At 45.4% G+C, this 21,699-nt stretch carries 14 protein-coding genes; 13 read left to right on the top strand and 1 reads right to left on the bottom strand.

Annotation, left to right across the window (positions count from 1 at the left end):
• Nucleotides 1-94: 94 nt before the first annotated feature.
• The 3 genes from ACQ4M5_RS18725 (at nucleotide 95) to ACQ4M5_RS18715 (ending at nucleotide 2,617) form a co-directional block, all read left to right on the top strand.
• Complete coding sequence (locus ACQ4M5_RS18725) at nucleotides 95-1,624, top strand: hypothetical protein (RefSeq protein ID WP_430677183.1); 1,530 nt, start codon at nucleotides 95-97, stop codon at nucleotides 1,622-1,624.
• Between the two features lie 245 nt (nucleotides 1,625-1,869).
• Entirely contained in the window at nucleotides 1,870-2,364 is a 495-nt protein-coding gene (locus tag ACQ4M5_RS18720) for a DUF4157 domain-containing protein (protein ID WP_430677182.1), read from the top strand.
• Between the two features lie 19 nt (nucleotides 2,365-2,383).
• Entirely contained in the window at nucleotides 2,384-2,617 is a 234-nt protein-coding gene (locus ACQ4M5_RS18715; protein WP_430677181.1) for a hypothetical protein, read from the top strand.
• A 7-nt stretch (nucleotides 2,618-2,624) separates the two neighbouring features.
• Here ACQ4M5_RS18715 and ACQ4M5_RS18710 read toward each other — a convergent pair whose 3' ends face one another.
• The gene (locus tag ACQ4M5_RS18710; protein WP_430677180.1) at nucleotides 2,625-3,047 is read right to left on the bottom strand and encodes a hypothetical protein; all 423 of its coding nucleotides are present in this window, start codon (nucleotides 3,045-3,047) and stop codon (nucleotides 2,625-2,627) included.
• A 245-nt stretch (nucleotides 3,048-3,292) separates the two neighbouring features.
• Here ACQ4M5_RS18710 and ACQ4M5_RS18705 point away from each other — a divergent pair, with 245 nt between their 5' ends.
• From ACQ4M5_RS18705 to ACQ4M5_RS18660, 10 genes are read left to right on the top strand one after another with little or no spacing between them, the layout of a single operon-like run.
• On the top strand, nucleotides 3,293-3,964 hold the full coding sequence (locus tag ACQ4M5_RS18705; RefSeq protein WP_430677179.1) for a hypothetical protein: 672 nt from the start codon (nucleotides 3,293-3,295) through the stop codon (nucleotides 3,962-3,964).
• A gap of 5 nt (nucleotides 3,965-3,969) precedes the next feature.
• The gene (locus ACQ4M5_RS18700; protein WP_430677178.1) at nucleotides 3,970-4,260 is read left to right on the top strand and encodes a LysM domain-containing protein; all 291 of its coding nucleotides are present in this window, start codon (nucleotides 3,970-3,972) and stop codon (nucleotides 4,258-4,260) included.
• Between the two features lies 1 nt (nucleotide 4,261).
• On the top strand, nucleotides 4,262-5,410 hold the full coding sequence (locus tag ACQ4M5_RS18695) for a phage late control D family protein (RefSeq protein WP_430677177.1): 1,149 nt from the start codon (nucleotides 4,262-4,264) through the stop codon (nucleotides 5,408-5,410).
• Between the two features lie 10 nt (nucleotides 5,411-5,420).
• Nucleotides 5,421-6,227: a phage baseplate assembly protein V gene (locus tag ACQ4M5_RS18690; RefSeq protein WP_430677176.1), complete on the top strand. Its 807-nt coding sequence runs from the start codon at nucleotides 5,421-5,423 to the stop codon at nucleotides 6,225-6,227.
• Entirely contained in the window at nucleotides 6,228-6,551 is a 324-nt protein-coding gene (locus ACQ4M5_RS18685) for a hypothetical protein (RefSeq protein ID WP_430677175.1), read from the top strand. It abuts the gene before it with no gap.
• Nucleotides 6,552-6,553: 2 nt separating this feature from the next.
• The gene (locus ACQ4M5_RS18680; protein WP_430677174.1) at nucleotides 6,554-6,925 is read left to right on the top strand and encodes a GPW/gp25 family protein; all 372 of its coding nucleotides are present in this window, start codon (nucleotides 6,554-6,556) and stop codon (nucleotides 6,923-6,925) included.
• 1 nt (nucleotide 6,926) lies between these two features.
• A complete protein-coding gene (locus ACQ4M5_RS18675; protein ID WP_430677173.1) occupies nucleotides 6,927-9,383 on the top strand; it encodes a putative baseplate assembly protein in 2,457 nt (818 codons plus the stop codon).
• Nucleotides 9,376-14,226 carry a putative baseplate assembly protein gene (locus tag ACQ4M5_RS18670; protein WP_430677172.1) on the top strand — a complete coding sequence of 1,617 codons (4,851 nt, stop codon included), beginning with the start codon at nucleotides 9,376-9,378 and terminating at the stop codon, nucleotides 14,224-14,226. The genes ACQ4M5_RS18675 and ACQ4M5_RS18670 overlap by 8 nt, the downstream gene beginning before the upstream one ends.
• The gene (locus ACQ4M5_RS18665; protein WP_430677171.1) at nucleotides 14,223-18,656 is read left to right on the top strand and encodes a WD40/YVTN/BNR-like repeat-containing protein; all 4,434 of its coding nucleotides are present in this window, start codon (nucleotides 14,223-14,225) and stop codon (nucleotides 18,654-18,656) included. The genes ACQ4M5_RS18670 and ACQ4M5_RS18665 overlap by 4 nt, the downstream gene beginning before the upstream one ends.
• Before the next feature lie 11 nt (nucleotides 18,657-18,667).
• A complete protein-coding gene (locus ACQ4M5_RS18660) occupies nucleotides 18,668-21,667 on the top strand; it encodes a DUF6519 domain-containing protein (protein WP_430677170.1) in 3,000 nt (999 codons plus the stop codon).
• Nucleotides 21,668-21,699 lie beyond the last annotated feature (32 nt).

Raw genomic sequence — 21,699 nt, 5'->3', positions numbered from 1 at the left:
CTACCAATCGCGATCTGGTAATAGCTTCGAGAGAGCGATCAACCAATTAAATGTCAGGCTTGTTGCAGGATAGAGGACTAAGGAGGATAAGGGAATGACGATTTATGGAAGTATGTTAAATCGTGAAAAGTCATGCGTCACCGAGGAAGAAACTTCGAGAAGAAGTCCCTTTCAGCGTCCGGCAATTCATCAGGCGTTGGATAGGAAAGATGAAAGGAGCAATCTTCAGCAAGAGGGGAACGAGTCCTCGTTCTACCCACAGAATTTTAGCCAGATTCCCCTGATGAAGGTAGACCAACAACCACAGCGAAATGCGTCATCAGCAACCGCGAACAGCTTACCCACGATTCAAGGAGTATTTAACCAAAATACGTATCGACTCGCACCAAACGCTACTAGACATATCTATGTTGAAGCAGGGAATTTTGCGGGCAGAAATCTTCAAGCAGCAAACCTCAATCGAGCAGTGCTTCATGAAACGATGGTCAAGAAGAGTGATGGTGTCGCATTAGCAACTCGGTATAACACCGCAACAGCGAATTTTAGGAATGCCGTGGGGCTGACCGTTGCCTTAAATGATTATTATCAGAATTCTAGCCAAGTTCCAGCAAAACAGGCAGCGTTGCAGCAGACGGCAAATCAAATGATCGCAGCAAGCACGCCCCCGATTAATATTAATGTAGTGAAGGTGTTATGGCAGGATGGAAGACAAGACCCTAATGAGAGTATTAGAGGAGAAGTTCCGTTCGCAGAATTAAGAAGGCGTGCAGCAAGCGATGTGGGTGCTACTGCATTGTACCAAGATCTGGAAACACAGGCAGGCACTGTTTGGAGGAAGATGGGCGATGATGATATGCCATTCCCTAATCCAAATGATGTCAATATAGAAATTAATCAAAAATTAGCGGAAGTCGAGCAAGATAATGCAGAGATGGGGGATCAGGGCAATCTCATCTCGTTCAACTACAACTTAACTCCAGCTTCAACTAATGCCATTGTTCAATATTTGTGCCGTGAAATCTACAGGGCAGAGGCTATCACAATCGATAGCATCAGTGAAAAGTATGCAATGCGTACGTACGCGATCGAACCCACAACCTATTATCGCGCACCAGGGGGACAGGACGTTTCAGCAGCATGGAACGACTATGAAAACCACACCGATCCAGGTAATAAGCAAATCAAAGAAGGAGCATCATTTGCCAAATCATTAATGGCGCAATACACTGCAACACCGAAATACCTGTTTCTCAATGAGGCTATTTCCACCTCTGCTGGTGGACGCTTAACAGACGTGGAAGGTCTATTATCAACAGCGATAAACCCCACATCAGGCTACGACAGAGATGGTTTTGTGTCATCTCTAAGGGATGCCTTAATGAGGGTTGATCAAAGCATTTGGGATGAAGAGACATTAATTCGGGGTGCCAAATGGATGTATACGCAATCACAATGGGATAATTCGGGTTTGGAGACGAGTAGAGAGGAAATAAACCAGGAGATAAGGGAAGCATTCTGGGACTTGCTGCACAAAATCACTAAAAATGTGGAGGTAATCCGAGGACTCCGCAGAAAGTATCCAAACGCTTCGAGTGCCACAATAATAAGCGGAGCGCAATTGTAATAAGCGGAGCGCAATTGTCGAGATCGTAGGGTATGTTCTCCTTGCTGAACTTGAAACCCTAGGAAATTCACTTTATCTGTCGCGATCGTTCATCGCCGCTCCGAATTTCTCACTCTGGCTCAGATAGATAAAATCGCAGCCGAAACGAACTTGCGCCAGTAGATTAGCCGTACCCTGAGAAGATTGAGCAATTAATCTACGACCTGAAGGACCAAATTCTTACTCTGTTCTGGAGGATTCGAGCAATGCCGCAACGTACACTCGACGAAGCGAAGCAACCGCATCTCACCCAACCATTAGATAGAAACGCTCAGACCTCCTTCCAACGCACCGCGATCGCCAACACTGCCGGACGCACAATCCCCGCACCAATGAGATCGAAAATGGAAAGTGCGTTCAATACCAGTTTTGCTGATGTCAGAGTGCATGAAGGTAATCACGTCGATTCAATCGGCGCGATCGCATACACTCAAGGCAACCAAATTCACTTCGCACCCGGTCGACTCAATCCCGAAACGTCGTCGGGTCAAGCGCTTTTAGGACATGAACTCGCTCACGTCGTTCAGCAAAGGCAGGGCAGAGTTAAACCTACTACGCAAGTGAAGGGTTTACCTGTGAATGACCAGTCTGCGTTAGAGCAAGAAGCGGATACTCTGGGGCAAAAGGCAGCACAAATGAAGATGCCTGCAATCCAGAAAAAAGACAAATCTGGACAGCCTTTAATGGAAACAGAACGATAACCTTTATGGAGCGATCGCAATGCTAAACACGTCTTTTGCACTACTCATCTTGATCCCTTTTATTTTGGGCTTCATCACCTATGGGATTCGCAAGCTGATACAGCCGCCCGTAACGACTGTTGATCCCGTCACAGTTAAACTTTCTCCCGAAGCAATGCAGCAACTTCGAGAGAAAGGCTATCTTGATCCCAACACTGGAAAGCTCAAAGATTCGGTGGTGGGACTTTTAAATTTAGAAGAAGCGAAAGGTTAGAGATGCTCTACTTCTTGCTGGGTTTTGTAATTGTCACAGAACCCGCATTTTGTATGGGATCTAATTGCTGAAGTTCTGGTATTACGGGAAGTTTGATCTCGATCCCGAACTGTTGCTTGATCTGAGATTGCATCCAGTTCCAAATCGAGCGGAACGTTTGTGAGAATAGATTTTTTGCAGCAGTAAGGACTTCTGGCAGAGTTGGATTCTTAGTTTCGAGCCAAACTCGGAGCGATCGACCACTCTGGAAGCTGACTGACCATAACCAAACCGCGATCGTTGTTGCGAATAGGAATAGTAAGAGCACTAACTGTGCTGCACGTTTGAGCAACTCCCAGGTTTTTGCGATCGCAAATCGGTACACTGCTAGTGTTTCTGCATTCGATAAGGTATACCAAAAATTCCAGGCGGCAGCTTTAACCGGATTCATGCAACCCTCCATAACAAAAGCTTGATTCCCTATCATGGAGTAACAATCTAAGAATCCGGAACTTTGAGAAAAAACATTACAAAGTTCCGGACTTTTTCAATTTGGGTCTATTGTGGTAGCTATGACTACTTGACAAGTTCGTTTGATTGTTAGCTCGCGAAGTAATTGTAGCTAAAGTATTGCTGCAATCATTGGATATGAATTGTTCATTGTTCGACTCTGATTGTTAAAAGATTTTGCGTTCTATGTCCACTTTTCCCGGTTCCCCTCGTCTGATCAAGGGTGCGATCGTGACGTTGCAAGCCCCTAGCTACAACCAAATCGAAAGTACGATCGCGTTTCAATATAATCCCGATAGTCTTAGTCGATCGCTCAATGCTGAAGCGACCAAAGAAAGTGCTGGAGCACCTTCGCCTGAGACTTTGCTGAACCGTACACCACGAGAAACGATTAATCTGAAAGTTGTAATCGATGCGATCGACCAACTCGAAAAAGGCGATCGAACTGCTCTAGAGTTGGGGATCTATCCTCAGCTTTCTGCCTTAGAAGTGTTGATGTATCCGAAAAGTGATCTGGTAAAAGCTGCCAATCAGCGGACACAGCAAGGCGTTCTAGAGATTAATCCATTAGCGGCTCCTGTTACTTTGCTGATTTGGGGAGACAAGCGAGTGCTTCCTGTTCGGCTCACAGGCTTCACCGTGGATGAGGCATATCATGACATTCGATTGAATCCGATTCGAGCAGAAGTTTCTCTGAATTTGCAAGTGTTGACCTATAGTGATGTGCCCTGGGAAGAACAGCGTGCCAAGCTGTTTTTTGCTCATCAGGTTAGCAAAGAGCGAATGGCGGCTAAAGCGAATATCTCCAATGTTCGGGAGATCACAGGAGTGAATGTTGCAGGGCGTTTACGAGGATAGAACTAATGTTTGATCTGAATAGTCGTTACAGTGCGATCGAAACTGCACAATTGACCTTGCCGGATGGTCGGATTGTGGCTTACAAGCGGCGAAGATTTTTACCACAAGGTCGAGAGCTTCCATTATTAGCAGAGGTCACTGTCGTAGATGGCGATCGATTGGATTTAATTAGCGATCGAACTCTTGGGAATCCTTTACTGTTCTGGCGCGTGTGTGATGCGAATGATGCGATGCAGCCGAGACAGCTAACACAAGAGCCGAATCAAACGCTGAAAGTTCCTGTACCGCAGGTGTGATATGCCACAGGGAAACTTGAATCTGACGATCTTAATTGGTGCAAATACACCTCGTCCTGCTCCAACTAAATTGACTGAAGCGATCGATAGTTTGATGATCATCTATCGGGATAGTGGTCGATCGGGTTTTCAAATTGTGTTTCGGGTGGGTCGATCGACTCCTGCGGATTTGCAGGATGATCCTTTGTTGCGAGGCTCTGAAGAACAGCTATTGTTACCGTTTAATCGAGTGATTGTCACGATGACTTTGAATAGTCAGCCGCGTGTTTTGCTCGATGGGATCATTACCTTTCATGAGTTTGCACCCAGCTTAGAACTTGGGGAATCCATTTTTACGATTACTGGGGAAGATGTGGGCGTGATGATGGACTTGGAAGAAAAGTCGATCGAGCATCCCGAATTAAACGACAAAACCATTGTTGAAACCTTAATTACTCAATATGGAAAGTATGGATTAGTTCCAAAGTTGTCTACTCCCCAGTGGAGCGAAAGACCTTTGAACACAGAGCGAGTTCCGGTTCAGCTTGGAACTGATCTGGCGTACATTCAAGAACTTGCGAATCGACATGGCTTTGTGTTCTATATCAAGCCTGGAGCAGTCACCGGACAGAACATTGCTTATTGGGGTTCGCCGGATCGTGCGGCAGTACCGAGCAAACCGCTCACTTTTAACATGGGATCGTTTACCAATGTGGACACGATTAATTTTCAATACGATGGTTTAGCCGCGACCAAGGTTGTTGGACAAGTTCAGGATCGTAAAACCAATCAAATTCAAGCTGTATCGCAAACCAGTAGTCAGCGATCGCTCTTCTCACGAGAACCTGCTTTAACGACACAATCGCACATTCGCACAACGCAGTTTCGACAATCAGCGCGGTTGGCGACACAAGCATCGGCTTATGCTCAGGCGAAAGTGGATCAATCTATCGATCGAGTGATCACAGCGACAGGCGAAGTAGACACCTTAACATACGGAGATTTGTTGCAAGCAGGCGGAACTGTAGATTTGCGTGGAGTGGGTTACACCTATGATGGTCGCTACTATGTCAACGAAGTCACACACGAAATTCGACAAGGAGACTATAAACAGCGATTTGTGATGACGCGGGAAGGAGTGGGAACAACACGGTCGAGTGTGAATGTGTGAGGAGAAATTGATGCCGAGCTTTTTTGGAAAGTACCGAGGTAAAGTCACAGCGAACAAAGATCCGCTGCAATTGGGACGGGTTCAAGTTACTGTGCCAGCGGTGTATGGTGTGGGAGCAACCAGTTGGGCGATGCCTTGTACCCCTTATGCGGGAAAAGATATTGGGTTTTTTACGATTCCACCTGTCGGAAGCAATATTTGGGTTGAATTTGAAGCAGGCGACCCGGACTATCCGATTTGGTCAGGGTGCTTTTGGGGAACTGATGAATTGCCTGCGGATGCCAAAGTTGACGATCCTGATAAAGTTCAAGTCTTTAGAACACCTTATGGCATTACTTTAACTCTGAGCAATTTGGGAGATAACAAAGGACTGACGCTGACTGTAGAAAGTCCAACGGTTGAGAGAACGCTGAAAATGGTGTTTAACGCCGATGGCATTGAACTCAATAACAAAGATGAAACCACGATTAAGATTAAGGCGGATATTATCGAACTGAAGAATCGCGCCAATTCTACGATTACGATTACTCAAAACAACATTGAATCAAAGCAAACCAGTGTTAAAACCGATATTACCTCAAGCACGATCGATTTAATTTGCAACCCCGCTACGATCAAACTTTCCGCATCTAGCGGCATTGAACTCAATAATGCGCCCGCAAATGCCAAATTGAACAGTAGTGGCATCGAAATGAGTGCGACCGTTCCACAGGTCAAAATTACGCCTGCTCAGATTGAATTGAGCAATACGGCTGCCAACATTAAACTGCTCCCGATCGCGGTCAATGTCAACAATGGCGCATTGGAGGTAGTTTAGATGCCTGGATTTCTGCTGAACATGGGGAGTACTGTAATTTGTGCTCACGGGGGGCAAGCTCAATCAACAGCGCCCGTTCCTAGAGTTCGAGTCATGGGATTGCCAGTAACAGTGCAGCCTCCCCCTTATGTGATTGCGGGTTGTACCAATCCACCGCCGCTTGCAGGAGTGGGTCCTTGTATCACTGGAATATGGGTTGTAGCAGCACTTCGAGTGAAAGCAATGGGAATGCCTGTATTGCTACAAGATAGTCAGGCGGTTTGCGCTCCAACCGGAACACCGCTCACAGTCGTTCTCACTCAAATCCGCGTCAGGGGAATATAACAATGGAAATTGCTCATCCTTTTCAGATTAATCAGCGTGGACGAACCGCAGATGTGCCCGAAGATGAGCATATTCGCAACTTGATTGAGCAAGTTTTGTTTACGATGCCTGGGGAACGGGTGAATCGTCCAACCTTTGGGAGCAATATTCGGCAGGTCGTTTTTGCACCAAATAACAGTGAATTGATTACGGCAACTCAGTTTCTATTACAAGGTGCATTAGAACAGTGGTTAGGAGATGTGATTCAGGTACAAGCGATCGAGGCAACGACGATCAATAGTATCAGCGAAGGTGATAGTCTTCAGGTGATTGTGCAATATATTGTTCGACGGACTCAACAGCAACAGGTGGTACAGTTTACTCGCGAGGTTTGACATGCTGAAACAAGCTGATCAAAATGCTCAACGACGGAATGCCGTTCGGAATACGAAAGGGGCAGATGGACGATCGATTCTCAATGGGATCGATTATCTTGAGGTGGCAAATGGTCAGCGCACATTAAATCTGTACTTCATCCATGATTTACCAGGGACTCAATATGCGACTCCTGCGGGCGTTCCAGCTTTAACAGCGGACAATATTTTGATCGAAGGAGGCACAAGACTCCGATCGATACAAGCCGAATTTGCAACTGCGATCGACAATCTGTTAACAATCCGAGTCGATACGCCTGGAGATCTTTCTGTCTATACATTACGGCTAGTTGATTCGAGCAATCCGACTCAGCCTCCACCAGGATTTGATTCACAGCTTGCTCAGGTTGAATTTGTGTTTCGAGCCGATGCTGTCGCAGAGATAGAAAGTGCGATCGATCAAACCATTCCTGATACATCACCTGGAATCGACTATCTGGCAAAAGACTATTCTAGCTTTCGAGAATTGATGCTGAATCGCTTAAGAATCACGACTCCAAACTGGGACGAGCGCAATCCCGCCGACCTCGGAATGATGCTGGTGGAATTGTTAGCTTATGCAGCAGATTATTTGAGCTATTACCAAGATGCGGTTGCAACTGAGGCATATTTGGGAACTGCACGAAAACGGCTCTCTGTGCGTCGCCATGCTCGATTGTTAGATTACTACGTCCACAATGGTCGGAATGCTCGAACTTGGATTGCGATCGAGGTTAAACCCGAATTAGATGGAACCGTTTTTTTAGGAGCCTCGATCGCGCTGAATCGATCGGGAGCCTTGTTCTTCACACGAGTCAATAGCACGTCTTCTGAACCTGAGAAGCTATACACTGCCGCCTTGGAATCTGGAGCGCAATTTTTCGAGGTAATGCACGATTTAACCGTTTACTCGGCTCAGAATGAGATTGAAATTTACGCCTGGGGAGCATTGCAGTACAGCTTACCAAAAGGTGCAACCCAAGCGACTTTGAAAGATACCGGAGGACAGCTTAAACAACAATTGCAACCTGGAGCAGTTTTAATTATTGAGCAAGTTCGCGGCAGAACAACCGGAAAGCGAGAAGATGCTGATCCCGTTCGTCGTCATGCAGTGCGAATTACTCGTATTCGTGCGATCGTTGATCCTCTAGGACAAGAAGGCGCGATCGCATTAGTCACACAGCCACAACATTTGATTGAGATTGAATGGTCGATCGTCGATGCGTTACCGTTTGAAGTTTGGGTGAATGAGCTTGTCGATGAAACTGCGATCGAGAATATTAGCGTTGTACGGGGCAATGTTGTTTTAGTCGATCATGGTCAAACACTACCACCAGAACGATTAGCAGAAGTTCTTAGCAATCAAAGATATAGTCCGAAGCTACAACAGGAATCTTTGACTTATTGTTCTCCGAGCATTCCAGAGAACCTCAGTGCAACAGAGTTATTGCAGCATGTTGCACTGCGAGATTTACAGCCGAGTATTCGACTCAAAGAATTGAAAACAGGCTATCGTTGGCAGCCGCGAATCGATCTATTAGCTAGCGATCGATTTGCGCGAGATTTTGTGGTTGAGATGGAAGAAGATGGACAGGCACAATTGCGGTTTGGAGATGATCAATTAGGGCGAAAACCCTTACCGGGAACACAGTTCGAGGCAACTTATCGGATTGGGAACGGCATCGCGGGGAATGTCGGAGCGGAAGCGATCGCACATCTTTATGCTCAGCCTGAAGGTGTGATCAAAGTTCGTAATCCTCTACCTGCAACGGGAGGTGTTGAGCCAGAACCTTTAGATCAAGTGCGGTTTCAAGCACCTCAAGCGTTTCGAGAGCGTCGATGTGCAGTGACAGAAGCGGATTATGCGGACTTTGCTCAACAGTTTCCAGGAGTGCAAAGAGCCGTGGCAACTCGGCGCTGGACAGGCAGTTGGGACACGATTTTTATCACCGTCGATCGAGCAAATGGACAGTTCATTGATGCTGAATTTCGGGAGCGGTTACTTGCTTATTTGGAGCCGTTTCGATTAGCTGCACACATTTTAGAGATTGATAATCCGCGCTTTGTGCCGTTGGATTTTGCATTGATGGTTCAAGTTAAACCTGATTATTTTCGTCGATCGGTACAATCATTGCTGCAAGAAACATTTAGCGATCGGATTCAAAGCAATGGGCAATTAGGCTTTTTCCATCCGACTTTACACACGTTCGCTCAGCCGATTTATTTGAGTGAAATTGTACAAGCGGCGATGCAAGTTGCTGGAGTCGCATCTGTGGAAGTAAGCCGATTTCAACGGCTTTGGCAGCCTCCACAGGGAGAATTAGAGCTTGGGAAACTGTTGTTCGATCGATTAGAGATTCCGTTGCTAAGAAGTGATCCTAGCGCTCCAGAAGACGGCAGGATCGTGTTTGAAATGCAGGGAGGATTAGCGTATGAATGATTCATCCTTGACTACTCGGAATCCGCCTGGATTGTCTGCGTTGACGTATCGAATTAGCAATTATACGACTGCAAGACAAAGAATTTTAGAGTCGTTGTATGTTCCGCTGATTCCAGACGGGACAACATTAGCGGCATTGAAAACACGCGATCGAGATGATTTGTCGATCGCGCTGATTGATGCTTGGGCAATGGTAATCGATGTGCTGACGTTCTATCAGGAGCGAATTGCCAATGAGGGATTTTGGCGAACTGCAATTGAACGTCGATCGTTGTTGGAACTAGCTCGAACAATCGGCGCAGAATTAGATCCGGGAGCGGCTGCGAGTACTTATCTTGTTTTTACAGTTGAGACGACGCTGAATGCTCCCAAAATCGTCACAGTTGAGAAAGGAACTGCGATCGCGAGTATTCCGGGTGAGAATGAACAATCACAGATCTTTGAGACAAGTGAAACATTCATTGCACGAGCCGAATGGAATGCTTTAACACCTCGAAAATCGCGATCGCAAACGATCACACCGGAAACGAATCAACTCTATTTACAAGGCTTAAATTTACAGTTACAAATTGGCGATCGACTCTTACTGAGTGATGCCGATGCCCCAGACTATCAATATTTACTGAAATTAACCGCAGTTGAATTAGTCACAGACCAGCAGCAAACTCGAATCACTTGGGAAGCTCAAAACTTGGGTGAAGGCTCGCCACTTCGTCCTCAGTTATTTGCGTTTCGGCAGCGGATCGGATTGTTTGGGAACATTGCACCAAAGTGGGAAACACTGCCCGATGAAGTGAAGCAGACTTATGGAACCATGCAGGGCGGTTGTTTTCAACTATCGAACACAGAACAATGGACGGGAATTAGCAGCGGATTGCCCACGATCGATATTTGGAGCTTAACGGCTTCGGAGACAGCTTTGTTTGCGGGAACGGGCAGTCGGGGAATTTATCGATCGACAAACAATGGTGTTTCCTGGCAATCTGCAATCATTGGATTGTCAAATTTGTCCATTACAGTTCTGTACTATCATGCTGGTTCAGTGTTTGCGGGAAGTCCATCGGGGGGAGTGTTTCGATCGAAAGATAATGGTGAGACTTGGACAGCGATCGGAACAGGTAGTATTAGCGTTCAACCGAATGATGCAAATCGCTTAGAAACAATCAATACGAGCATTCCTAATACAGTCGTTCGATCAATTCTAGCGTATCAATTCACAGTAGAAACAACCAGACAGAACTATCTCTTTGTAGGAACGGATGACGGCATATTTCGCTCTGAAGATGATGGGCAAAACTGGTCTGCTCAAGGTTTGCGAACGGCTTCAGTTCGAGCATTACTCTCGATTGGAACTGTGATTTATGCTGGAACGGATCAGGGTATCTTTCTATCGAATGATCAGGGAGCAACTTGGGAAACGGGAAGTCTTGATCAAAGCATTACCAGTCTTGCAACCATTACAGTAGGTGAGACAGCTTATCTATTTGCTGGAACAAAGAATGGTGTTTATCGATCGAGTAATAGCGCCGAAACTTGGGAACCAATCGCGATCGATGAAAGTATTAGCGCATTTGCGATCGCAAATAATACGTTGTTTGCTGCCACGACAAGCGGCAAAGTTTTTAATACACAAGATGGGGCAGAAATTGATCCAAATGCCATCAAAACTGCGATCACAGCTTTAACCGTCTTGCAAAATCGCTTAATTGCTGGCACTCGATTTGCTGGATTTGTAGAAACTGATTGGTCTTATTCGCAAACCCCAGAGAATGAGTTGGATTTAGATGCAGTCTATCCACAAATTCTGCCGAAGAGTTGGCTAGTTTGCTTGAATCAGGAACAGTTCCAAGCAGTGCGAATCGAGAATGTGAATACTGCGATCGCAAAAGGTTTTACGCTAGAAGCACCTGTGAGCCGCATTACAGCCAAGACAGTGCTCGATCGGCTTCCACCCCGTACAACGACTGTTTTAGCTCAAAGTGAATTACTCACAGTTGCAGAATTGAGCGTGAATCGAGGATCAGTTTTGCAACAGTTCCAAGACCCGATTGGAGCGCAATCCGTGTATCTAGAGCAATTTGTACCTGGACTACAAGCGGGGCAGCATGTGATTGTTTCTGGAAAGCTTCCACGAATTCAGATCAATCAAGTCGGTGGAGTGTTTCAACAAGAAAGCGATCGCTGGTTCTACGACAATTTAGGTTTAACCAATCTGGGTGTTTTATCCTTAACAGTGACCAGCGAAAACAATTACTTTGCTGGAACTGAGCAAGGATTGTTCCAACGATCTGAAGGACATTGGAAACCAATCAATACACTCTATCAGCCTGATTCTGGTATCGCTGCAACACTCGAAGTCCGATCGCTCTGTACAGTTTCAGAAATGATATTTGCGGGCACTGACTCTGGGTTATTTCGATCGATTAATCAGGGCAAGAATTGGGATAAGATGGGCACTTTCAAAGAGATTCGCGCGATCGCATATAGTATCGCCAGTGACAATCTCTTTGTTGCAACAGAAAAAAGCGTGTTTCGCTCCGTCGATCGAGGAGCGAACTGGACAGCTATCGATCGAGATTTATTAGCAGTCCAAGTACAAGCATTAATCACAGATAGTCAAGGCGTTCTGTTTGCGGGAACTGTGGCACATGGCGTTTGGCGATCGAGCAATGAAGGTGAAACTTGGGATTGGGTTGGTTATTCGGGCAGATCAGGGATTGGTGCGATCGCAAGTACCGACACGATCGTTTCAGGAATTGGAACTCAATTTAGTGAGCAGCTAAAACGAAATGATTTGATCATTGCAATGGGACAAACCCGCACGATTCAGGCAGTTGATGATTTGCAGCCGAATACTAGATTAACGATCGACAATCCATTTGAGTCGCCTGGTTTGCCTGAAGGAACACCATTTACACTGAGTACTGGGCTAGGTAACTTGAACGTGACCACTTTAGCGATCGATGAGCAACCGACTCTCCCGATAATGATTTTTGCTGGAACAGCAGGCGGCGGAATTTGGCGATCGAGCGATGGTGGAAACCACTGGAAGTCAGCAAGTCAGGACTTAGCAAGCTATCAGATTACGACATTAGTTGCCTATCATCATCCAGGAGTGGGTGAACTTGATCAATATGGAACAACAATCAGAGTTCAACTCAAGTCCTCTGAATCGCTCAATTTTAGAAAAGGAGCATCGATTGTTATCGATCAGCAAACTCGAACGGTTACGACTGATCCTCAAAAGGTTGCAACTGATCCTCAAACTCAAGATTACATCGTCGAATTTACTATCGATCGCGAATTTAGCTCAACTGAAAGCAGAACCTATACAATTCCAATCTTAATTGTTGGGACTGCTTCGCATGGATTGTTCCACTCACTCGATCGAGGTGAAAGCTGGATTAGCAACAATTCTGGATTAACAAACACTTCTATTCGAGCAATTCTGCCGCCTTCTAGAGTAGGAGCGGATTACCTAGTAGGTGGTCTTGGAATTTTGCTGAGTGAGGATCAACAATCTTACACTCGAATTCGTCCGGGCAATTCCTTGCAAGTCCTGAGCAGACCTACTTTTGATACGAATACAGTGGAATGGCGATTGCGAAATGCTGAAGGTTTCCCAGGAAGTCTGATCACGACCACAGAGGAAGTAACAATACAATCTGCGATCGCTGAAGATGAATCGATCAGTGAACTTACAACATTGCTCGCTGCACCGATTGATCAATCAATTCCCGTGATCGAGTTTCAACAACCGTTAAAGCATTGTTATGATCCGAGCACTGTTGCAATTCACGCAAATGTGGTCGCCGCTACTCATGGAGAAACGATCGCAGATACGATCGAGGTTTTAGGCAGTGGAGATGGAAACATTTCAAATCAAACATTCGTGCTGCGAAAACCGCCGCTCACTCCAAATTCCTTAGAAATCCGAGTCAATAATCTTCTGTGGCATGAAGTTCCTGCACTTTACAAGCTCAGCCCAGACGAGCAGGCTTACATTGTGCGAACTACAGATGAAGGCGCAACTTACATCACATTCGGAGACGGCATCACAGGTGCAAGATTGCCGAGTGGAATTGACAATGTGATTGCAACTTATCGGAGTGGACTTGGACTAAGCGGGAATGTTGCGCCTAATAAATTGAGCTTATTGAAAACCAGAACATTAGGCATTCAAGGTGTCAACAATCCCGTTCCTGCCACAGGGGGAGCGAATCCTGAACCTCGTGATCAAATTCGCGATCGCGCTCCTCTAACAATCCGTACCTTGGATCGAATTGTCTCAGTTCGCGATTTTGAAGACTTCACTCGTACCTTTCCAGGAATTGGGAAAGCTCAGGGCGTTTCGCTTTGGTCGGCACAGAGTAAAGTAATTCATTTATCGATCGCAGGTAGCGAAGGAGCAGAGATTTCAGACCAATCCGCGTTTTATCAAAGCTTAGTAGACGCGATCGAGCAAAGACGCGATCCCTACCAGTCGCCACCGATCATTACTTCTTATGAACGAATTGAATTTCATGTTGAGGCAACTGTGCTGATTGATTCCCGTTATCTAGCAAAACAAGTTCAAACCACAATTGCAACACAGTTACGAGACACGTTTTCGTTTAACAATCGAGCCTTTGGGCAGAGCGCGACTGCGGCAGAAATCATTGCGCTGATTCAATCGATCGACAGTGTGATTTCAGTTGATTTAGATGCCTTGTATCGCGTCGATCGACCGAAAACCTTAGAACCATCTCTCACGGCTTCGTTAGCTCGTTGGAGTCCAGAGTGTCAATTCACGCCTGCTCAATTGCTTCTCCTTCATACCGCTAAGCTCAGGATTCAAGTATGATTCAACTCTCAGAACGGCTCTATCATCTTCTACCTGGTATCTATCAGAGCTATGACGCGCTCCAGGGCGAATCCTTGCGGGCGTTGCTGGCATTGTTAGAACGAGAACTTCAGATTGTCGAAACAGATCTCGATCGATTATACGAAGCTTGGTTTATCGAAACTTGTGAAGATTGGGTTGTGCCTTATATTGGAGAGTTGCTAGATGCTCAAACCCTCTACAGTCGGAGCTTGCGACAAGGGCAAGAACGACGAGCATTTATCGCCAATACGATTAGCTATCGACGGCAAAAAGGAACGACAACGGTTCTTGAGCAATTAGCGATCGACATCAGCGGTTGGTATGGAAGAGCCGTCGAATCTGTGAATTTATTAGGGCATAGTTCAGGATTGTCGATCGCTACCGAACCTGTTTCTAATACGGTTGACCTGCGGCGAAGTCAGCAACTCGAACAGTTAAGCTCACCGTTTGAACAAGGTGCATTTACAACTGAAATTCGCAATGGACGATATAGCTTAGGAACAATCGGACTGTTTCTCTGGCGACTACAGAGCTATCCTTTGACCAGAGTAAGCGCAAGAGCGATCGGACTGTCTTCAAACCGATATACATTCAATCCATTAGGTTATGATGCGCCGCTCTTTAATCAACCGCAAACAAAATCGATCGCAACAGAACCGACGATCGCGCTACATGTTCCCGATCGACTCAATCGAGCCGCATTGTTTAACGAAATTCAACAGCGACGAACCTCGAAAAACATGGGTGGCGGCTACTTTGGAATTGCACCTGTATTTGAAATCTTTCTAGATGGTCAAACTGAAGCGTTGCAACCTGAGCAGATTTTGATCACAGATTTATCAGCCTGGAAAGTTCCGAACTGGACATTGCCGAGTGATGATTCGAGGATTAGTTATGAAGTGGCAGTCGATCCAGAATTAGGACGGTTTATTGTATTGAATCGTCCGCGACCGAAACGAGTAGAAGTGAGCTATTCCTATGGGTTTAGTGCTGATATTGGTGGGGGTTCGTACAATCGACCGAGAGTAGAAACGAATACTAAGACGATCGTTTGGCAAGTCAAAGATAGTTTGCAAAGTGCGATCGCGCAATGGCATGAAACAATCGAAGCTTGGCAAGCTTGTCGAGATTATACTTACATTCCACTAGCAAAATTGCAAGTTCCATCCTTACCTAGACTTGCTTTGGAATCTGTAAGAGAGTTCTTTAAACCTGGAATTGTGACGGGTTTAGAGGTTTTAGCAACTCCAGGTACAGGGGCAATCATTGTAAATCGTGGAAGCGCGATCGACACTCAAGGACGATTGATTCAACTAGAGCAACCCTTTACAATTCTGCTCGATCAGTACAAAGATCAAACTATGTTCGTAGTTGCAGTTTGTAGTAATTCGGGAAGTCGGATCGAAGTCATTTCTGCCGCGATCGCAGATCGTCACTCTCCTCAAATCTATATCCGTCTTGCATTAGTCTCTGTGAATGGTAATGGACAAATGATCAGCCATTCGACCGCACAACGGCTTAATTTTCAGCCTGGAATTATCTATGGTTTGAAAGTTGAACTCAACCAAGATTCAGATGGTTTACTGATTCAACCAGGCTTAGCAGTCAATGGGGCAGGACAGTTAATCGATGTGCAAGTTCAAGACGCGATCGCATTCACTCCAGAGCGCGATCGAACAATGCTATTAGTTCTCTCTCGATGTCTTGAACTTGGCAAACAACGAGGACAACAATGGAAACTAGATTGGGTTCAAAAATCTGAAGAACATCACTATCCGAGTGAGCGATTTATCCGGTTAGTTCAACTGCCTGGTTCTCCTAAACAATCAATCGCTAGTACAGACAATGATATGCGTCCGAACTTCAAATCGGGCATTGTATGGGGCTTGTCTGTGATCGCTTATCCAGGTCAAAATCGAGCGATCGTAACTCCTGGAGTCGCGATTGGGATACAAGGAGAAACGATTTCTGTTCCAATCAATCAACGAATTCCGTTAAGAGGTTATCCGTCTTCAACGGTGACGATTTACTTGATCTATCAGTCCTCAGAGTGGTCGATTATGGTTGCTGGAACTTCTCCAGGAAAAACTGCGATCGCACTTGCACGAATTACACTGGATTCACAGGGACGAGTGTATGATTTGCCCGATGTTAATCTGCGATCGCGCTTCAATCCTGGCATTTTGCAAGGGTTAGAGGTTAATGCTCAAACTAAGACTGCTACTCCACAAGTATCGATCAGGGCGGGAACTGCGATCGATGCTCAAGGTCGATCTCTAACCATTCCAAGCCAAGAGAACTTTGATCTGCGGAACTATCGAGGACAAACAGTAGTGCTCTTCTTAGCTTATGAAGCGCGTTCTGGATGGCGATTTGGAGCGGTTGCTGAAGAGGCTGAAATCGGCAGAATCGAGATTCAAGATAGTGCCTCTTACAACACTCAAAATTTAGAAGTTCAAGTCCCTTCAGAGAAGCGCTTAGAAATCATTGCTGCAAATGGGTTTCGCTCTCATCTACAGGGCAATCTCAAAGTTCACGGCTCTGGAGAATTTACATTAGAAGGATTGTTAATTGAAGGGAATATTACGATTCTGCCTGGAAGCCTCAAACACTTTGAATTAACTCACTGTACATTGGTTCCAAACTTAGGTCGTCTTGTCGTTCAATCTGTACCAAAACCAGTGATTGATTCAGAGTTTTCAGAATGGTCAATGATTGCTTTTGTAATGTACTATGTCTATCTCATTCGAGAGCTAATCACGATCAATCTCAATAGTCAGAGAACTTCGAGTCAGATTCTAGCTCAATTGATTCAGCATGGAATTCAGCGGGTTCGGCATCTGGTAATGGATTGCTGGCGATCGTGTCGTTCTCTGAAAGCTGGTGATATTCTCGCAACTTACACGGTAGACACAGAGGATAATGAACAGCTAGAAATTACTCTCGATCATAGTATTTGTGGGGCAATTCAAATCGATGCCGCGATCGCGCAATTGTCGATCGCAGATAGCATCATCGAAAATAAAATCGAAGCCTTGAGCAGTCCGGTTTTCTGCAAGAATACAACGGTTTTGGGTAGCACCACAGTCCTAAGTCTTGAAGCAACTAATACACTGTTCACAGAGCATGTAGCTGTTTGGCGGCAACAGGTCGGAAGCTTACGATTTTGCTATGTTCCTGATGAATCTCGAACACCGCGTCGGTATCGTTGCCAACCCGATCAAGTACTGGAATCTTTGGATCGACTTCCCTCTAGAGTTACTGCACTGACAAGCAATGATGATACTTTGTTTGCGGGAACTGCAACTGGGAAGATTTGGCGATCGACAAATGCTGGCGAATCTTGGCAAGAGGCAAACACCGGATTGCTCAATCTACCGATTCAAACGATCGTGATTGATGCTCAGCAAGTTTACGCAGGAACAACCGAAGGCTATATTTTCTCTACCTCCGACAATGGCGAAAATTGGAAGCCTTTGATTCAGCTTCGGAGCGAGGTTGTAACTCGAAATATTAGTATTAATGCACCAACGATCAATCACATCATTGCGAAAGATGGACAGCTTTTCGCGGCAACCTTGGGCGGGCGAGTGTTTCGATCGTGGGATTGGACAGCTTCCCAAACTGGATTAGAGCAAGCCATTTGGACAATGAATACGATCGCAGTTCATCCCCTAACAGGTTGGATTTTCGTGGGAACGGCTGGAAGTGGAATCTACTACTCACAGGACAATGCTCAAAGCTGGAGAAAACCGCTCAATATCAATCTCACGAATCAAACGATTACAGCATTAGCGATCGATTCCAAAGGTAAGATTTTTGCTGGAACGACTGGAGTGTTTACCAAAGATAGCGGCATTTTCTACTCGATCAACAATGGAGAAAGTTGGGTCTTTGTACAGCTTCCAGTGAATCAGCGCAACATTAGCGAGATCGCAATTCATCCGAATGGTTCTATCTTTGCGGGAACTACTAGCGGAGGACTCATTCACTCTCAAAATGGGGGACAAACTTGGGCAACAACTCGCTTACCTGCTCGGAACATTACAGCACTAACTATCAATGCTCAAGGACAGATTTTTGTGGGGACAGCAGGAGGAATGATTTGGCGATCGCAGAACAATGGAGAAAATTGGACTTCGAGCCAAACTGGATTTAACAACGCAGAAGCAAAGCAACTTTTGCTCAATCAACTACAGCCGAGTTTTACCTCAAGACAATATGGCGATCCGGGTTATGCTCAACTGAGTTTAACTTGTGCAAATGAAATTTGTGTGGGTGCTGAAGATAGTGCCGAAATTGGATGTTTCAACAGTCTGAAGCAGCCTCAACGCAAAGCAAACCTGCAAACGAGTCTCACTGAATATCTGCGATTTGGTTTAGAAGTTAACCCGTTTTATATAACTTGAGGAGATTGACGATGAAAGGTGATTTTACTCGATCGACATTTCGACGCGAAAAACATTACAGCAGTGTCCGAATGCAGCAAGGACGCTTACAACTTGATGCCGATTGGAATGAGCAAATTGATATTCAACGACATTTATTGCAAATGCAAGCGCGAGATATGCTCGGTGTCGCGGGTGTGCCTTTAGCCGATCGTAGTACTGAATTAAGCTTTCAACTGAATGCGATCGATAAGGGCAAAGATCTCACGATTACTCCCGGTCGCATCTATGTCGATGGGATTCTCTGTGAGTTAGAGCCAGGAAGCACTTTGACGTTTACACAGAAAGTTACTCCAGGACTCGATCGAACTGAAATCGAAGTTAAAACACTATTATTAGATGGGCGCAATCTGGAAGCAAATCAATGGATCGAACTATTTGATCCAGAGTTCGATCAAGTTGAACCAATCTATCGCGTGAAGATCTTAACTGTTGATCCGACTTCCCGTAGCACTGGTTTTACCATTACTCTCGATCCCCAAACATTAGAGCCATTTACTGCTCCACCTAAACCATTTCCAGCGACGGGAATACTTCGACGAATTTTAACGCTCAACACACAGCCAGACTATCCAAAATCTAATCAAACACTCACATTAGGAAAGCGGTATCTTGCTTATCTCGATGTTTGGCAGCGACACATTACCGCGATCGAAGATCCAACCATCCGCGAATCTGCCCTCAGTCTTCCAGATACTACCACTCGAACGAAAACAGTTTGGCAAGTCAAGCTATTAGAATTAGCGCCTAACACTGATCTAGATCAACAATGGCAGACGTTTCTCAAACCGAGAACTGCTCTATTAACTGCACAAGCAACAAACACCAGTTCAAGCTTAAAACGGCTCGAAAATCAGCTTTATCGCATCGAAATTCATTCACCCGGTAAAGCAGGGCAAGCAACCTTCAAATGGTCACGAGACAATGGCGCGATCGTGGCTGCGATCGAGATGATGGACGATACGATCGCGAATACAATGACGATCGCTCAATCCCATCGCGACGCATCACAGTTGTTTGCACCGAATCAATGGGTTGAGATTACGGATGAAGTGCGCGACCTTAATCGTATCCCAGGAACACTGGTGAGGCTGACAGCAGCAACTTCGGGCACAAAGTTAGTCTTTCAAAAAGCAAAAGATCGCGATCGTGTCAATCTTACTCAGTTTCCGAAAGCTCAGAAGCCAAAAGTGCGACGATGGGATCACACCACTTCGACGGCTGAGATTCTAACTGCAAAAGACAAGTGGATTCCGCTAGGCGAGGAAGGCATTGAGATTCGGTTTGATGAGAATTCAGACTATAATACTGGCGATTATTGGCTAATTCCAGCGCGAACGATTACGAATGATATTGAATGGTTACGAGACGATTTTCGCCAACCGCTTCCCCAACAAATTGATGGTATCAATCATGCTTATGCGCGTCTTGCATTGCTCAGTTATGCAGACGAAAAGCTGGAAGTTAAAGACGATCGCAATTCTCTACCATCACTCGCAAATTGTTTACCAAAAACGGGTGGAGAAATTACTGGCTCATTAGCGATCGCAGATTCTCTCACAGTTGATCAATCCTTAACCACTAAAAGCCTAAACAGCGAAACGGTCACACTCAAATCAGGAAAGCTCAATAGTTCAACCGATTTATTGTTGCAAACCAATGATCAATCTCAAGTTGCAATTCTCAAAGCAACCGGGAATGTTGGCATTGGTGTGACGAATCCCCAATTTAAGCTCCAAGTCGCTTCTAAACAGCCTCAAATTCTACAATTGAGTTGCGGCGATCGCTTCATCAATACAAGCATTCAAGACGATAATCTGATCCATTTTGTCACCAATACAAACGGTTATCAGTTCGATGAAGACATTCGACTTTCGACAGGAAGCATTAATGCGATCGCTGGACAAAATCTCTTATTCCAAACTGCCAGCCTCAATCGTATGACTGTTCTCGGTGCAAACGGCAATGTTGGCATCGGAATTGATCGACCAGAAGCAAAATTACACATTGCGACAACCACAGGACAGACACTTCGGCTCAGTAACAACGATCGCTTTTTTGCATTCAGTACTCTAGAGCAAGCAAAGTTTCAAACAAACTGTCAAAGCTACCATTTTGATAAATCTATCAATGTTGAATCTGGGATCATCAATAGCACTCAGGATTTGAAGCTACAAACCGCAGGGAACAATCAAATCACTGTGTTGCAGAACAATGGCAATGTTGGTATTGGAACGGAAACACCTACGACTAGGCTTCATATCGCTTCGGATAGTCCTGCAATTCTACGATTAAGTCATAGCGATCGCTTTTTTGAAGTACAAACTGATGATCAAACTGAGTTTCAAACGAATACAAGCGGCTATCACTTTGATCAATCGATTACGATCGCATCTGGCATTCTAAACAGTCCAAAAATGCTGTCATTTCAAACAAACAAGACTGCTCAGATCACTGTTTTACAATCTGGCAATGTTGGTATTGGAACAACGACACCTGAAGCAAAACTGCACATCACCGGAGATATTAAAGTCGATGGCAAAGTGCTCCACAACGATGCCCAAGTTTCATCTTCAAGCGCAAACAAAGATAACATTGTGGATCTCACGAGCGAAGAAGCTACATCACTGCTTAGAGGATTGAATCCAGTTAAATTTGTGCGTCGAGAAGATGAAAAACAACAACCTCGTGCCGGATTTATTGCAGAAGAAGTGCCAGATTTAGTTGCATCCGAAGACCGTCAAGCAGTTCGATTAATGGAGCTAGTCGCGATTCTTACAAAGAACCTAAAAGACCACGAAACCACGATCGCATCTCAGGCGCAACAATTAGCGAATCAAGCCGAACAAATGGCAGTGATGAGCGATCGCATTTTTGCTTTAGAAACTCGCAATCGAGGTGAACGCGCTCCACAGCGATCGCTCGTGTCAGGTGTGATGCAATTTTTCAATCCGCGTAAAGGGCGCAGATGATACGCTATTACAGAATTATTAGCGCGGAAGAA

This window comes from Leptolyngbya sp. AN10 (assembly GCF_050565645.1).
Lineage (GTDB): Bacteria > Cyanobacteriota > Cyanobacteriia > Leptolyngbyales > Leptolyngbyaceae > Leptolyngbya.
Note: the sequence above shows the minus strand (reverse complement) of the source record. Positions and strands in the feature narration are given on the sequence as shown.